This is a genomic window from Kitasatospora sp. NPDC050463 (assembly GCF_040655255.1).
GTDB lineage: Bacteria > Actinomycetota > Actinomycetes > Streptomycetales > Streptomycetaceae > Kitasatospora.
Window position 1 is genome coordinate 1 of record NZ_JBFAJO010000069.1, and the last position, 15054, is coordinate 15054.

Genomic DNA, 15054 nt, shown 5'->3' on the forward strand with positions numbered 1-15054 from the left:
AGCCCGAGGGCGACTTCGGCGCCGTGCACGCGGGCGCGGTCGGCGCCGGCCACTTCGCCAAGATGGTCCACAACGGCATCGAGTACGCGATGAGAGTTCCGTCGGGGGCCTTCGCACTGCTGTCGGTCGTTACTGCGCGGCGGTCTCGCGCTGCTTGCGCCACCGGATGCCGGCCTCGATGAAGCCGTCGATGTCGCCGTCCAGCACGCCCTGCGGGTTGCCGACCTCGTACTCGGTGCGGACGTCCTTCACCATCTGGTACGGGTGCAGCACGTAGGAGCGCATCTGGTTGCCCCAGGAGCTGCCGCTGTCCTTGAGTGCGTCCATGGCCGCCCGCTCCTCCTGGCGGCGCCGCTCCAGCAGCTTGGCCTGGAGGACGTTCATCGCGGACGCCTTGTTCTGGATCTGCGAGCGCTCGTTCTGGCAGGAGACCACGACGCCGGTCGGGAGGTGCGTGATGCGCACCGCCGAGTCGGTGGTGTTGACGCCCTGGCCGCCGGGGCCGGAGGCGCGGTAGACGTCGATCCGCAGCTCGGACTCGTCGATGTCGACGTGGTCGGACTGCTCGACGACCGGGAGCACCTCGACACCGGCGAACGAGGTCTGCCGACGGCCCTGGTTGTCGAAGGGCGAGATGCGGACCAGGCGGTGGGTGCCCTGCTCGACCGAGAGGGTGCCGTACGCGTAGGGCACCTTCACGGTGAAGGTCGCGGACTTGATTCCGGCCTCCTCCGCGTACGAGGTGTCGTACACCTCGGTGGGGTACCCGTGCCGCTCGGCCCAGCGCAGGTACATGCGCATCAGCTGCTCGGCGAAATCGGCGGCGTCGACACCACCGGCCTCGGCGCGGATGTTGATCAGCGCCTCGCGGGCGTCGTACTCGCCGGACAGGAGGGTGCGGACCTCCAGCTCCTCGACCGCCTTCTTGACGGACCCGAGCTCCTGCTCGGCCTCGACGCGGGTGTCCGCGTCGTCCTCGGCCTCGGCGAGCTCGAACAGGACGCCGAGGTCGTCGATGCGGCCCCGCAGGCCCGCGACGCGGCGCAGCTCCCCCTGGAGGAAGGAGAGCCGGCTGGTCACCTTCTGCGCGTTCGCGAGGTCGTCCCACAGGTCGGGGGCGGCTGCCTCCTCCTCCAGACGCGCGATGTCGGCCCGGATCTTGTCCAGGTCGAGGACTGCCTCGATCGACCCCATGGTCGTGTCGAGGTTCTTGAGCTCTTCGGAAGGATCGACGGCTGCCACGCACCCAGGGTAATGGTTCCGGGGAGGCACTGGACGACACCGGGGTCGTCCGGCTGCCTACGGAGCCCGCGGCGGCGCGGAGTGGACGGCCGGACGGGGGGCCTGGCCGGTCTCCGGGGCGGTGGCCGCGAAGGCGGTCCAGGCGGCGGCCGCACCGGCCAGCAGCAGGACGGTCGCCAGCAGGACGGCCAGCAGCCGGCGGCGGCGCAGCAGGGCCTGGCGGTCCCGGCGGTGCGCGGCGCCCGGCGCGGTGCGCTGGGCACGGGACTCGGCAGCGTAGGAGGCCAGCTCCTGCGCGGAGGGGCGGCGCAGGCTGGTGTGGGTGTCCCGGGTGGAGTCGGGGGCGACGCCGGGCACCAGCGGGACGGCCGGGCCGCGGCGGCGCTTGTGCGTGCCGGGGCCGGCGTCCACCTCGGCGTACACCGCCTCACCGGGGGTCAGCTGCTCCTCGGCCGGGGCCCGGCCCTGCTGCGGGACGGCGAGCACCGGCAGTCCGGCCAGCGCGGGCAGCTGCTCGCGCAGGCGCGCGGCCAGCTCGGCGGCGCGCAACCGGGAGGCCGGGGCCTTGGCCAGGCACTCGGCGATGATCCGCCAGAGGCCGTCGGGCAGGCCGGGGACGGGCGGCACCTGCTCGGTGACGTGGCGGCGCAGCACCGCGCCGGTGTGGCCGCCGCCGAACGGGGTGGAGCCGGCCAGCACCTCGTAGAGCACGGTGGCGAGGGCGTAGATGTCGACGGCGGCGCGCGGCTCCAGGCCCTCGATGATCTCGGGGGCGAGGTAGTCGGGGGTGCCGATGATCCGGGTGGCGCGGGTCCGGCGCGGGGCGTCGACCAGGCGGGCCACGCCGAAGTCGGTCAGCTTGGCGCGCGGGGCACCGCCCGGCCCGGGGGCGGCGGCGAGGTCGAGCAGGACGTTCTCCGGCTTGACGTCGCGGTGGACGATGCCGGCGGCGTGCGCGGCGGCCAGGCCGTCGGCGACGTCGGCGATGACCGAGACGGCGGTCTGCGGGGCGAGGGCGCCGTCGCGCTCCAGTCGGGAGCGCAGGTCGGTGCCCTGGACCAGCTCCATCACCAGGGCGAGGTCGCTGCCGTCGACCACCATGTCGCGCACGCCGACCACCCGGGGGTGGTCGAGGCTGGTCAGCGCGGCGCGCTCCTGGACGAAGCGGCCGACCAGGACCTGGTCGGCGGCGAGGTCCTCGCGCAGCAGCTTGACCGCGACCGGGCCGTCCGGGCCCTCACCGAGCCAGACCGTCCCGGCGGAACCCCGGCCGATCACCTGGTGGACGGTGTAGCGGCTGCCGATCTTGCGTGCCAATGCTGCTCCGTGGGCGGCGGGAGCGCACGGGGAGGGTCCGGTGCGCTCGGTGGGGCGGGACAACAGCGACCAACCTACGCGCCCGGACCCCCTTCGCGGGCCGCCTGAGGGCGCTCGGCGGGCACTGGCGGGCGAGAAATATCGCGGATTGTCGACAAAGCGTCAATGTTGCCGCCGGGCCCGGCCCCTGGCGCGGTGCCGGGCCCCCGCGGTCACCCCTTGGAGCTGCCGACGAAATTGCCCACCCAGTCGCTCGCACTGGTGAACCAGTCCCGCACATCGGCCCAGTACTGCGGCAGCGGCGTGAAGTTCCACAGCGCCACCGCCGCCACGGCCAGCACCAGCAGCACCATCAGGCAGCCCTTGAGGCAGCCGAGGCCCGGGATGTACATCCGGTTGCGGCTGCGCCGGCGCGGCTCGCGGGCGGGCGCGGCCTCGCGCGGGGCGGGCTGCGGCGGCGCCTCGCGGCGCTGCGGGGGCTCCCGGCGCTGCGGGGCGGGCGGCTCCGCCCGGCGCGGCACGGCGGGCTGCGCCGGCGGGGCCGGGTAGCCGCCGGGCGGCCCGGCCTGGGGGCGCTGCTGCTGCCCGTAGGCCTGCGGGGGCTGGTGCCCCTGCGGCGGGCGGCCGTGCTGCGGGGGCTGGTTGTAGCCGCCCGGCGGCTGCGGGCGGCCACCGGGCGGGGCCTGGCCCGCCGGCCCCGCCTGACCGCGCTGCCCCGCCTGGTAGGGCGGCGGGGCCACCGGCGGGCGCTGGGCGTAGCCGGGCGGCGGGGCCTGCTGGTAGCCGCGCGGCGGCTGCTGGGGGTAGCCCTGCGGCCCCTGCGGGCGGGCCGGCCCGCCCTGGCCCCCCTGTCCTGCCTGATAGGGCGGCGGGGCGACCGGCGGGGCCTCGAAGTCCTCCGGCTCGAAGTAGCCGATCTCGGTCTGCTGGTTGCGGTCGCGGGCGGCGCGCAGCTGGGTCTGCCAGGGGTGCGGCGCCTCCGGCTGCGGCGGCCCCGGCGGGGTGGGTGGCATCACCTGAGTGCGGTCCGCGGCGCCGTACGGGGCGGCGGGCGGCGGCTGGGTGCCCATCACCCGGGTCGCGGCCGCCGGGTCGTACTGCTGCGCGTCGTACTGGCCGCCCTGCGGGCCGGCCGGCAGCACCTGGGTGCGGTCCTCCGTGCCGGGCGGCCCCGCCGCGGCGGGGTTGCCCGGCACCGCGGCCGGCTGCGGGTCCGGCGGCAGCAGTGCGCCCACCGCGAGCGCCGCGTCCACCGCCGCCGGGGAGGCGTGCACGCCGACGCCGGCCGCGACCACCCGCAGCGCGTGGGCCAGCGTGACGGCGCTCGGCCGCTGGGCCGGGTCCTTGCGCAGGCAGCGCTCGATCACCGTCCAGAGCGGGTCGGGCATGGTCGAGGGGCGCTGCGGCTCCTGGGCGAGGTGCGCCTGGAGGATCTGCAGCGGGCCGTCGCCCTGGAACGGCTGGCGGCCGGTGACCAGCTCGTACAGCATGATCCCGGCGCCGTAGACATCCACCGCGGAGGTCTGCGGGCGGCCTTCGGCGGACTCCGGGGCGACGTACGCCGGGGTGCCGACGAACTCGTGGGTGCGGGTGATGCCCGGGGAGTCGGCGAGCCGGGCGATGCCGAAGTCGGTCAGCATCGGGTGCATCTGCTCGGTGCCGTCCACCACCGTGGAGGCGAGCAGCACGTTGGCCGGCTTGAGGTCGCGGTGGACGACGCCGTCGGCGTGGCTGGCCGCCAGCGCGTCGGCGACCTGGGCCATCAGCAGGGCGCCGGCGATCGGGCTGAACGGGCCGTTGCCGCGCAGGTAGCGGGCCAGATCGGGGCCCTCGATCAGGTCCATCACCAGGGCCAGCAGCTCGCCCTCGACGACCAGGTCGCGGACCTTGACGATGTTGGGGTGGGTCAGCCGCAGCAGCAGCGAGCGCTCGCGCAGGAAGCGCATCACCACGTCGGGGTCGGCCGCCAGCTCCTCGCGCAGCACCTTGATCGCCACCGGCTGCCCGGGCTCGCTGCCGGGCACCGCGACGTCCGCGCGGACCCGTCCACGCCAGACGGTGCCGGTGGCCCCTCGTCCGAGGGTCTCCTCAAGCAGATACTTGCTGCCGACTGGCCGCACCTGTCGCACTCCTCGCCGTGCCGCCCGCGCGGGGCGCTCCTCCGCAGGTGCGGTGAGCCTGCCGGGCCCGTGTTCCGGCCACTCTAACGGTGTCCGTTCGCGTTTTCGGGGCGACCGGCGAGGGGTTGCGAACGGGTCCTGGGACATCCCCCGGGGGGCGCCCCGAGGTCGGCGTGCCGGGGCGTCCCGGGCGACGGTTGACCTGACCCTCCGTCGCCTCCACCATGGCGATGATCGCAAGATCGTCAAATCCGGTACCGTGCGCGGACTGTCGGTGACGGATGGCAGGATGACAGTCGCCACTCTTGTGGCCCATGTCGTCGCGACCGCCCGCAGGGGCGTCGACCGTCGGCAGGCAGGGCGGCAAGCGTCAGCACCAGGCGTCAGCACCAGCAGAAGGGACCGCGGGCGAGATGCAGATCCGGCTGACCGTCCTCCGACCGCGCAGCGGCCCGGCAGCCGCCGGCTCCGCCATCCCCTACGTGGACGTGCTGGTCACCGCACCCGTCGGTACCGCGCTCGGCTCCCTCGCGGGCGCCCTCGCGGGCGCCGTGGGCGTGCGCGGCCCACGGGCCGCCACCCATGTACACCTGTACGCCGGGGCGCATCGCGTGGACGAACACACCCTGCTCGGCCACCCCCCACTGCTCGACGGCGCCGTCCTCAGCCTCAACGAGCCCGACCCGACCGCCGACGACCCCGACGACGGCCCGGCCGCCGCCGAGCTGCGGGTGGTCGGCGGGCCCGACGCCGGCGGCGTGCACCGCCTGCACGGCCGGGAGATCCGGGTCGGCCGCTCCGGCGAGGCAGACGTCCCGCTCGACGATCCGGACGTCTCGCGCCTCCACCTCGCGCTACACCTCGGGGAGGACGGCCGGGTCACCGTCCGCGACCTCGGCTCCACCAACGGCACCACCCTGGACGGCCGGATCGTCCCGCCCGGCCCGCCCGAGGAGGCCGTCCCGCTGGAGGGCGGCGGCCTGCTCCGGATCGGCGAGTCCACCCTGCGGGTCACCCCGCCGGATCCCGGGAGCGGCTCCGGGGCGCCCGCCCGCGCGGCGCTGCCCGACGGCCACGGCCACCTCCAGCTCGCCGCCCCCGCCCCCGGCCGGCCCGCGCCGCCGGTGACCGAACCGCCCGCCGCGCCCGAGCCCGCCGCCGGCCGTACCCGGGGGCTGCTCTCGCTCCGGCTCGGCCGCGCCGCCGCCGAGCCGCCCGGCCAGGAGAGCGCCGAGCGCCACCACGCCGCCATCCGCACCCGGCAGGCCGCCGCCCAGCGCGAGCGCTGGCCCGACCTCGCCACCCTGCTTCTCAACGCCCTCGGCCCGGGCCCCCGGCTCTGGGAGCGCGCGCCCGGCCACCCCGACGCGCTCACCCTGCGCCTCGGCACCGCCGACCGGCCCGGTGGCCCCGGCACCTCCCCAGGCACCCTGTTGCCCGCCGTCCCCGTCACCCTCGACCTGCAGACCGCCGGCAGCCTCGGCCTCAGCGGCCCGCGCGAGCGGCTCGACGCCCTCACCCGCGCGGTCGTCGCCCAGCTCGCCGCCCTGCACCCGCCCACCGGCCTCAGCCTGGTCGTGGTGGACGCCGACCCGGCGCGGCCCGCGCAGGACCGCGCCGACACCTGGGCCTGGGCCCTGTGGCTGCCGCACCTGCGCCCCGCCGACGGCCAGGACTGCCGGCTTCTGATCGGCCTCGACGACGACCAGGCCACCGCCCGCCTCACCGAACTCACCGCCCGGCTCAGCGGTCCGACCGGCCTCGGCGGCCACCCCGCCACCGTCGTCGTGGTCGACGGCCGCCCGGCCGGCGAGGGCGCCCGGCAGGCGCTCGACCTGCTGCTGCGCCAGGGCCCGGCCGTCGGCATCTTCCCGATCTGCCTCGCCGAGCAGCCCGAGCTGCTGCCGCGCGGCCTCGGCGCCACCGCCCTGATCACCGGCGAGGTCGGCACCCAGCTCTCGCTCGACCGGCCGGTCGCCCGGGGCCGGGAGACCCTGCACGAGGTCAGTCTGGACGCCGTCTCGGACGCCTGGGCCGAGCGGCTGGCCCGCCTCCTCGCCCCGCTTCGCGAGGCCGTCCCGGCCGCCCGCGGCCCGCTGCCCGACGCGCTGCGCCTGCTCGACCTGCTCCAGCTCGACACCGTCACCCCCGCCAAGCTCTCCGCCCGCTGGGCGGCGCACGCCGGTGGCATCGGCGCCGCCACCGCCCTGCTGGGCACCACCCGCGACGAGCTCTGCACCCTCGACCTCTCCGACCCCGAGCTCACCCTCCCCTCCCCCGACCCGGGCGGCCCGCACCTGCTCATCGGCGGGGCGCGCGGCTCCGGCAAGACCGAGCTGCTGCGCACCCTGGTCGCCTCACTGGCCGTGTCCGAGCGGCCCGAGCGGCTGGCCGTCACCCTCGTCGAGGGCCGGGCCACCGAGGACGGCCTGGACGGCTGCACCGAGCTGCCGCACGTCACCGGCCTGGTGAACGCCGCCACCGACCCGCGCGCCGCGCTGCTCGCCGCGCAGACGCTGGAGGACGAGCTCGACCTGCGCGAGCGGCTGTTCGACGGCCTGGACTTCGCCTCCTGGCACGCGGCCCGCATCCTGGACGGCGAGCGGGGCCTGGCCGGCGAGCTCGCTCCGGACGACAGCCATCGGCCGGCCGTCCCGGTGCCCGCCGCGGTCGGGGCCGCCGGCACCACGGCCCCGCCGGCCACGGCCAAGATCATCCACCCGCGCAGCGGCGACTCCCCCCGGCCCGCGCCCTCCCCCGCCGGCGCGGTGCCCGCCCGGCTGGTCGTCGTGGTGGACGACTACGACGCCCTGCTCGCCCCCACCTCCCCGGCCGGCCGGCCGCTGGCCCGCGCCCTCGCGGCCGTCGCCCGCCGCGGCGGGCCGCTCGGCGTCCACCTCGCCGTCACCACCGGCCACCCCGAGGAGAGCGCCGGCACCGAGGTCGACGAGGCCGCGCTGCTGCGGATCGCCCTGCGCACCGACGATCCGGCCGACTCGGATCTGCTGATCCACCTCGGCGACGCCGCCGCACTGGGCGAGGACACCCCCGGCCGCGGCTACCTGCGGCTGCCCGACGGCGGCGTCACCGCGTTCCAGAGCGCCCGGATCAGCGGCCGCATCCCCCGGACCGCGACCCTGCGGCCCACGGTGGTCGCCATAGACCCGCTCCAGCTCGGCGCCCCGCCGGCCCGCCGGCCGGTACGCGAGCTCGGCAACGGCCCGACCGACCTCGCCCTGCTGGCGAGCGCGCTCCAGCGGGCGGCCACGCACTGACGCGGCGGGTCCTCCGACCGGCCGCCGGGCCGGAAGGCCCCTCGGCCGCCCGGCTCCCGCCGCGCCGCCGCCGAGGCGTGCCGCAGGGTCCGCAGGGTCCGCAGGGTCCGCAGGGTCCGCAGGAGCAGGGCATACCGCGGTCCGCCAAGGCCGGGCGCCGACCTCGGCACCGTCCTGGGTGGCCTCGTCCGTCCAGCCCTGCCCGGCCCGGCCTCCCGTAACCGGCATCTCGTACGGGCCGTCGGGGCGGGGCAGTCGATCAGGGGGACGACGGGGTGGCGAGCCCGCGGGTGTAGTGGGCGGCGGCGAGGACGGAGGCCATCAGCTCGGCGTCCAGCACGGAGGTGTCGCCCAGCCGCGTCGCCGCCGCATGGGAGTTGAGCAGGCTCTTGGTGACCCGCAGGCCGGCCTCGGGGCGGCGCGCGACCGGCTTGACCCACTCCTCCACGGCCCGGTCCAGATCCTGCTCGGGGACGACCCGCTGCAGGATCGAGAGGTCGAAAGCCTCCGCGGCACCGACCGGGCGGCCGGTGAGGATGATCTCCCGGGCGCGGGCCGCGCCGACCTCGTTGAGGAGGCGGGGCAGCAGGCCGCCCCAGGCGACGGGCAGACCGAGGGCGAGTTCGGGCAGCCGGAAGGCGGCCGTGTCGGCACCGACCCGCAGGTCACAGGCGAGGGCCAGGGCGAAGCCGGCGCCTGTCGCCCGACCCTGGACCCTGGCGATGGTGACGACGGAACTGTCGGTGAGGGCCTCGCAGACCCGGCGGGCCAGGGTGCCGGAGCTGCGGACACCTCCGCCGGTGGGGTCCGCGCCGAGCGAGTCGGCGAACTCGTCCCGGTCGCCGCCGAGGCAGAAGTCCGGGCCGGCGCCGGAGAGGACCACGACGCGTACGGCCGGGTCCGGCGCGGAGAGGGCGGCGAGGAGTTCCGCCAGCATGGCCGCGGTGACGGCGTTCCCGGTCTCGGGGCTGTCCAACTCGACGTACAGCACCGCGCCCCGGCGCTCGACGCGGACGCTGCGGGCCGCGACCGGGGTGTGGGCGGCGGCGGGCTCCCGGTAGGCGGCCGCACGGGCCGCACGGTCGTGGGCGGGCTCGGCCGCCCCGCCGGGCTCGGGCGGCGCCGGAGGCTGCGGAGGGTACGGGGGGTGCTGCGTGTACGGGGGGTACGGGACCGCCTCGGAGGAAACGTTCATGCCGCAACTCTCAAGGACATCACCCGGTGGAAGACCATCCGGGGTGCGAACTCGGGCTGGCCCACCACCCGCAGGGTCGGGAAACGCCGCAGCAGTTGACCCAGCAGGGCGCGCGCCTCCAGCCTGGCCAGGGCCGCGCCGAGGCAGTAGTGGGCGCCCCCGCCGAAGGCGATGTGCGAGCCCTTGCGCAGGACGTCGAACGTGTGCGGAGCCGGATTGCGGCGCGGATCGCGGTTGGCCGCGCCGTACATCACGTGGACCATGGTGTCCTTGGGGAGGAACACCCCGGCCAGTACGGTGTCCTCCCCCGCGACGCGGCTGTTGAGGCGGACCGGCGGGTCGTAGCGCAGCGCCTCCTCGACCGCGTCGTCGATGTGCTCCGGCCGGGCCCGCAGCCAGTCCCAGGTGCCGGGGGAGCGCAGCAGTGACCACACCATCAGGGAGAGCGACGCCGCCGTGGCCTCCAGGGAGGCGATGGTGACGAACATGGTGAGCTCGTAGACGGTCCGGTCGGTGGCCTCGCGGTCGGACTCCAGCGCATCCCAGGTGCGGATCCAGCCGGACACCACGTCGTCGCCCGGGTTGGCTCGACGCTCCTGGACGAGGCCGGTGAAGTACCGCCGCAGTTCCAGGGTGGCCGCTTCGGAGATCGCCAGCTGGCTCTTGGTGGGCAGGAGTTCCTGGGCGTGCACCTGGTTGTGGGTGATCTCCAGGATGTGCGCGAAGTCCTCCGGCGGGATGTCCAGCCAGCGCCCGATGGTGTTGATCGGCAGCCGGTCGCCGACCAGCGCGGCCAGGTCCGCCTCGCCGTCCACGCGTATTCGCTCGGCCAGGCGGTCGAGCAGACCGGCGACGTCGGCCTCGATCTCCGGCGCCATGGCCTGGAGCGTCTGGCGGCCGAAGAGGTTCCCGAGACTGTGCCGCTGCCGGGTGTGGACCGGGGCGTTGAGCCGGTGGAGGGTCCGGCTCATCTCCTGGGTGGCGACGGCCTGCCAGCGCTCGGTGTCGGTCTGCCGGTCCTGCCAGGCGAAGTCGGGGACCAGCCAGCTCCTGTCCCGCAGGACCTGGTCGCACGCGTCGTACCCGGTGACCAGGTACCCGCCCCACGGAGCCGGCACGAGATCGCCCATGGCCCGCAGCTCGTCGTAGATCGGGAACGGGTCGGCCAGTCCCTCCGCCGACCGCAGCCGCCGCAGGAGCGGCACGGCGGCACGGCGGTCGACGGTTCCAGCACGGCACTCCGGTGTCCCGGGGCGGGCTTCCATCATGGCGGTCACACGTGGCTCCTTGCGCTGGCGGGCAGTACGGCGGCGACCTACCCACCGGGAGCGCGCTCAAGCGTGGATCGGAGTTGCCCCCGTCACATGCCCGAAGTCGCCGGACGCCGTTCACCGCTGAGCGGTCGTACGGGCTCCGGCTCCGACCCCGGTCAGAGCCGGAAGACGTCCAGGAAGGAGCTCCACCACCCCTTCTGCTTGACCGGGGCCCGGCCCGCGGCGGGTGCCGCGGTGGTGGCGGCCGGCGGGTGCGGCGTCGCGTTGGCGGGCGCCGCGGCGGGCGGGCCGCTCGGTCCGGCGCCCGTGCCCGCCACCGGGGGGCGGACGGGCGCCGGGCTGAACCGCACCGGCAGCGAGACCAGCCCGCGCTGGAACGGGCCCGGCCGCCAGCCCACGCTCTGCGCGGGCACCGCGAGCGTGACGTCCGGGAGCGCGTTGAGCAGGCACTCGATCGCGGTCAGCGCGATCAGCTGGGCCGGGGACTTGGCCGGGCACGCGTGCGGGCCGGCGCCCCAGGCCAGATGGGCGCCCTTGCTGAGGGTCAGTCGGGCGTCGGTCAGCACCGGGTCGGTGTTGGCGGCGGCGAAGCTGATCACCACCGGGCTGTCCGCGGGCATCCGGACCCCGCCCACCTCGACGTCCTGCATCGGGAAGTGCGTCGCGTAGTTGGCGATCGGCGGGTTGTTCCACAGCACGTCGTCGAGGGCGTCCTCGATGCGCATCCCCGAACCGCCGTCACCGGACAGCAGCAGGAGCAGCGCGTTGCCTATCAGGTTGCGCTCGGGCTCGACGCCGGCGCCCATCAGCATGACCAGCTGGTCCTTGAGCTCCTCGTCGCGCAGGCCGGCCGGGTGCTGGACGAGCCACGAGGTGATGTCGTCGCCCGGCTGACGCCGCTTCAGCGCCACCAGGTCCATCAGGCAGGCGTTCAGCTCCTCGTTGGCCTGGAGCACGTCGAGGCCGTCGAAGAGCGCGGACATGCTGCGGGTCAGCCGGTCGCCGATGTCGGCCGGGCAGCCGAAGAGCTGGTTGAACAGCAGCAGCGGCAGCAGCTTGGCGTAGTCGTTGATCAGATCGGCCCGGCCCAGCGGGCTGAACTGGTCGATCAGGTAGCCGGCGATCCGCTCGACGTGCCGGTTGAGCCGGTTGTCGTTGAGCCGCTCCAGGCTCTCGGTGACGGCCTTGCGCAGCCGCAGGTGCTCGGTGCCGTCCGTGAAGAGGCAGTTGGGGCGGTAGAACATCATCGGCAGGACGGGGCTGTCCATCGGCACCCGCCCCTCCTTCAGCGCCGACCACCGCCGGGAGTCCCGGGCGAAGAGCCCCGGGTTCTGCAGCACCCGCAGGGCGACCTCGTGCGAGGTGACCAGGGTGGCGTCCACCCCCGGGGACAGCTCCACGGGCGCGACGGGGCCGTGCGCACGCAGCGCGTCGTAGACCGCCTCGGGGTCGGACGAGAACATCTCCCCGTACAGCGGAGTAGGCCCGCCGTGCATCGGGCAGCCCGGGGGAGGCGACTGCGGGGCGGGTCGCTGCGGAGATTCCATGGGTCGTTCCTCGGAAGTGGCCCCGGCGGGTGCGGCCGCGGGAGGCGGTGACGGGGGGAGGGTCAGGAGGCTCGTTCGAGCAGGTGCCGGACGAGGGTGAGCAGGGCGTCGGCGGACGACCGCTGGTCGCGCGCGTCGCAGAACACCACCGGCGTGTGCGGGAGCAGGTCGAGCGCCTCGCGCAGTTCGTCCTCGGTGTAGTCGCTCTGCCGGTCGAAGCTGTTGACCGCCACGGCGTACTCCAGGCCGTACTGCTCGATCAGGTCGATGACGGGGAACGTGTCCGTGAGGCGGGTCGGGTCGGTCAGCAGCAGCGCTCCCAGCGCCCCCCGCGCCATGTCCTCCCAGAGCTGCATGAACCGCTGCTGGCCCGGCGTGCCGAACAGGTACAGCACCAGGTCGTCGCCGAGCGTCAGCCGGCCGAAGTCCAGCGCGACGGTCGTGGTCTTCTTGTCCGGTACGCCCCGGAGGTCGTCGACGCCGGTGGAGGCCTGCGTCATCTTCTCCTCGGTGCTCAGCGGGGCGATCTCCGAGAGGGCGCCGATGAGCGTGGTCTTGCCGACCGCGAAGTGCCCCACGACCAGGATCTTGACAGCGGTCGTCACCCCGCCCGGGACGTAGATGTCCTCAGGCGAACCGGCGTTGAAGTCCATGCAGTACCTTCTCTAGGAGTCTCGGATCCGGGGCCTGGGCCGGTGGCGGGGCCGCCCGGCGCAGCAGCCGTCCCTCGCGGATCAGGTCCGTCAGCAGCAGCCTCACCACCCCGACCGGCAGCGCCAGGTGGGCCGCGACCTCGGCCACCGAGAGGTAGCCGCCGGAACACAGTTCCCAGATCGCCAGGGTCTCCGGGCTCGGACGGGCCGGGAGTCCCTGCTCGGGAGCGACGGTGACCAGGGTGATCAGGGACAGATCGTCCGCACTCGGCAGCTCACGGCCGCCGGTGATGACATAGGAGCGGATGAAGCCGCTGGCAACCCGCTGCTCCTCGCCAGGAACCGTCATGAGCCGCTGTGTGTGCTCTGGCGCGGCGCCGCTGTCATCGCCCGTCCGAGCGCGCCCACCTGCTGCTGCATCCGGAAGGACATGGCCTCCATGTCGACGTCGGAGGCGGTGGAGGCCGCGAGGTAGGCACCGCTGCCGGCCGCGATCAGGAAGATCCAGCCGTGGTCGTACTCCAGGAGCGTCTGGCGCCACGTGCCGCCGCTGCCCCCGACGAACGGGGCGACCGCCCGGCTCAGCGACTGCATCGAGCTCATCGCGGCGGCGTTGGTCTCCGCCTCGTCGCGGCCGATCTCGCTGGACCGTTCGAGCAGGAGGCCGTCGGCGGAGACGAGGATGGCATGACGGGCACCGCGCACCTGAAGCACATCGTTGAGCACCCAGGACAGATCAGGGCTCACTGGATCTCGGTTCCTTCCGTGGTCATGGTGTTGCGCCCGGACAGCGTCCCGCGCTGGAACGCGCCGAGGCGGGACGCCGTCTGCTGGCCGGTGCTCCGCACCGGCTCGTCGACGCGGCCGGAGTCCTGCGGTTGCGGGACCACCGAGACAGTGCGCTGGCGTCGGCGCCGGGGCAGCCGTCCGTCCGCCGTCATCTCCGTTTCCGCCTGCGCCGCGGCCGGGGCGAGCGGGGCGGGAGCGAGCGGGGCCGGCTCGGGCAGCGACGCGGGCCGCTGTCCGAGGGCCTGCGCCCGGGCCGGCACGGGCTGCTCCACCGGCTCCCCCTGGTACTCGCCCTGGTAGGCGGCCTGGTACTCGCCCTGGTGGGCGCCGTTGTACTCGTTCTGGTGGGCACCTCGGTACTCACCCTGGTACTCACCCTGGTACTCACCCTGGTGGGCGCCCTCGTACCCGCCGTGCTCGACGACGGCCGGGGGTGCGACCTCACTGCTGAGCAGCTCGGCCGGCAGCAGCACCACGGCCCGTACACCGCCGTACGGGGAGACCGAGTCGACGGAGACCCGGAAGCCGTAGCGGGCGGAGAGCATGCCGGAGACGGCGAAGCCGAACTTCGGGGGGTTGCCCAGGCCGGTGAGGCTGATCGGCGCACCCGGGTTGAGGAGCGCGGCGGCGCGGTCCTTCTCCTCCTGCCCCATCCCGAGACCGGCGTCGTCGATGATCAGGCAGACACCGGTCGGGACGGCCTGGACGCTGATCTCCACCGGGGTGTCCGGGGCGGAGTAGTTGGTGGCGTTGGCCAGCAGCTCGGCCAGCACCACGGCGACCGGCTCGACGACCTTGCTGGCGAGCGAGACGCTGACCCGGGAGTGGATCTGCACCCGGTCGAAGTGCCGGATCCGGCCCTGGGCGCTGCGGGCCACGTCATAGATCGAGGCGACGGTCTCCCGGCGGCCCAGCCAGCCGCCGCAGAGCACCGCGATGCCCTGGGCGCGCCGGCCGAACTGACTGTTCGTATGGTCGATCAGCATCAGGTCGGCGAGGATCTGCGGGCTGTCGCCGTACTTGCGCTGCACCTTGTCGATGACGACCTGCTGCTCGTCGGCCAGACCCTGCAGGGTTCGCATCGCCGCCTTGAGGACCGCCTTGGTGTCCTCCTCGGCGTCCCTGCGGACCTCCGCCAGTACGGCCGCGTGCTGGCTCTGCAGACGCGCGTTCAGCGCACCGAGATCGTCGCGCTGCCGCTGCGCCAGGGCGGTCGCCTCCTCAAGGGAAACGTTTCGCCTGCGCAGCGAGAGGTTCGTCCTGCGAGCCTGGAGGGCGACTGCGACGGCTACGAGCATCACCACGATGGAGACCCAGAAAAAGGGTTCCTGCACAAATGACGTCATGAAACTCTCTTCAGGTGGCATCGCGTCAGGAACAGGTCCGGACCGCCCTGCGCGAACGGGACTGACGGCCTGCGCCCCACCGAAAGACACCTGTCGTTCCATCACGTCGGTGGAGCTCTTCCGGCACGAGACCTGCGGCAACGCCTATCGCGGAGTTAGCTTACTGCAACTCTTGGCATGTCAGAACAGTTGCCAATCAGGGCAGTTGGGGAGAAACTCCGCCACCTTCCGACACCACGCCACGGGAGTACCGGATTTTGTGACCCGGCGTTCACCCAGGCCTCACATCGGCATCA

11 protein-coding genes and 1 pseudogene are annotated in these 15054 nt (G+C 74.6%); 2 read left to right on the plus strand and 10 right to left on the minus strand.

The genetic code is table 11. From position 1 onward, the window contains the following. Positions 1-92 (plus strand): annotated as a pseudogene (locus AB0J08_RS32040) (6-phosphogluconate dehydrogenase); the annotation flags it as partial. 37 nt (positions 93-129) lie between these two features. Here AB0J08_RS32040 and prfB read toward each other — a convergent pair. From prfB to AB0J08_RS32055, 3 genes are all read right to left on the minus strand, one after another. Continuing rightward, positions 130-1242, minus strand: coding sequence for a peptide chain release factor 2 (gene prfB, locus AB0J08_RS32045; protein WP_360641362.1), 1113 nt, complete (start codon positions 1240-1242; stop codon positions 130-132). Between the two features lie 57 nt (positions 1243-1299). Then, complete coding sequence (locus tag AB0J08_RS32050; RefSeq protein WP_360641363.1) at positions 1300-2559, minus strand: serine/threonine-protein kinase; 1260 nt, start codon at positions 2557-2559, stop codon at positions 1300-1302. A 212-nt stretch (positions 2560-2771) separates the two neighbouring features. Beyond that, positions 2772-4679 carry a protein kinase gene (locus AB0J08_RS32055; protein ID WP_360641364.1) on the minus strand — a complete coding sequence of 636 codons (1908 nt, stop codon included), beginning with the start codon at positions 4677-4679 and terminating at the stop codon, positions 2772-2774. Positions 4680-5092: 413 nt separating this feature from the next. Here AB0J08_RS32055 and AB0J08_RS32060 point away from each other — a divergent pair, with 413 nt between their 5' ends. Beyond that, positions 5093-7954 (plus strand): FtsK/SpoIIIE domain-containing protein, encoded by a 2862-nt coding sequence (locus tag AB0J08_RS32060; protein WP_360641365.1) that lies wholly within the window; start codon positions 5093-5095, stop codon positions 7952-7954. A gap of 259 nt (positions 7955-8213) precedes the next feature. Here AB0J08_RS32060 and AB0J08_RS32065 read toward each other — a convergent pair whose 3' ends face one another. The 7 genes from AB0J08_RS32065 to AB0J08_RS32095 all read right to left on the minus strand — a co-directional run bounded on the left by AB0J08_RS32065 (position 8214) and on the right by AB0J08_RS32095 (position 14758). Beyond that, positions 8214-9149, minus strand: coding sequence for an enoyl-CoA hydratase/isomerase family protein (locus AB0J08_RS32065; protein ID WP_360641366.1), 936 nt, complete (start codon positions 9147-9149; stop codon positions 8214-8216). Beyond that, positions 9146-10279, minus strand: a complete 1134-nt coding sequence (locus tag AB0J08_RS32070; protein ID WP_360641388.1) for a cytochrome P450 — start codon at positions 10277-10279, stop codon at positions 9146-9148. Before AB0J08_RS32070 ends, AB0J08_RS32065 begins: the two co-directional genes overlap by 4 nt. A 299-nt stretch (positions 10280-10578) precedes the next feature. Next, positions 10579-11970 carry a cytochrome P450 gene (locus AB0J08_RS32075; RefSeq protein ID WP_360641367.1) on the minus strand — a complete coding sequence of 464 codons (1392 nt, stop codon included), beginning with the start codon at positions 11968-11970 and terminating at the stop codon, positions 10579-10581. 62 nt (positions 11971-12032) lie between these two features. Next, on the minus strand, positions 12033-12623 hold the full coding sequence (locus AB0J08_RS32080) for an ATP/GTP-binding protein (RefSeq protein ID WP_360641368.1): 591 nt from the start codon (positions 12621-12623) through the stop codon (positions 12033-12035). Further along, positions 12598-12972: a DUF742 domain-containing protein gene (locus AB0J08_RS32085; RefSeq protein WP_360641369.1), complete on the minus strand. Its 375-nt coding sequence runs from the start codon at positions 12970-12972 to the stop codon at positions 12598-12600. Before AB0J08_RS32085 ends, AB0J08_RS32080 begins: the two co-directional genes overlap by 26 nt. Continuing rightward, complete coding sequence (locus tag AB0J08_RS32090; RefSeq protein WP_360641370.1) at positions 12969-13370, minus strand: roadblock/LC7 domain-containing protein; 402 nt, start codon at positions 13368-13370, stop codon at positions 12969-12971. The genes AB0J08_RS32085 and AB0J08_RS32090 overlap by 4 nt, the downstream gene beginning before the upstream one ends. Next, positions 13367-14758, minus strand: a complete 1392-nt coding sequence (locus tag AB0J08_RS32095) for an ATP-binding protein (protein WP_360641371.1) — start codon at positions 14756-14758, stop codon at positions 13367-13369. The genes AB0J08_RS32090 and AB0J08_RS32095 overlap by 4 nt, the downstream gene beginning before the upstream one ends. Between the last annotated feature and the right edge of the window lie 296 nt (positions 14759-15054).

Bases quoted from the DNA above. Each gene is read 5' to 3' on its own strand.
- AB0J08_RS32060 (WP_360641365.1), top strand. From the start codon at position 5,093: ATGCAGATCCGGCTGACCGTCCTCCGACCGCGCAGCGGCCCGGCAGCC.
- AB0J08_RS32065 (WP_360641366.1), bottom strand. From the start codon at position 9,149: ATGAACGTTTCCTCCGAGGCGGTCCCGTACCCCCCGTACACGCAGCAC.
- AB0J08_RS32070 (WP_360641388.1), bottom strand. From the start codon at position 10,279: ATGGGCGATCTCGTGCCGGCTCCGTGGGGCGGGTACCTGGTCACCGGG.
- AB0J08_RS32075 (WP_360641367.1), bottom strand. From the start codon at position 11,970: ATGGAATCTCCGCAGCGACCCGCCCCGCAGTCGCCTCCCCCGGGCTGC.
- AB0J08_RS32080 (WP_360641368.1), bottom strand. From the start codon at position 12,623: ATGGACTTCAACGCCGGTTCGCCTGAGGACATCTACGTCCCGGGCGGG.
- AB0J08_RS32085 (WP_360641369.1), bottom strand. From the start codon at position 12,972: ATGACGGTTCCTGGCGAGGAGCAGCGGGTTGCCAGCGGCTTCATCCGC.
- AB0J08_RS32095 (WP_360641371.1), bottom strand. From the start codon at position 14,758: ATGACGTCATTTGTGCAGGAACCCTTTTTCTGGGTCTCCATCGTGGTG.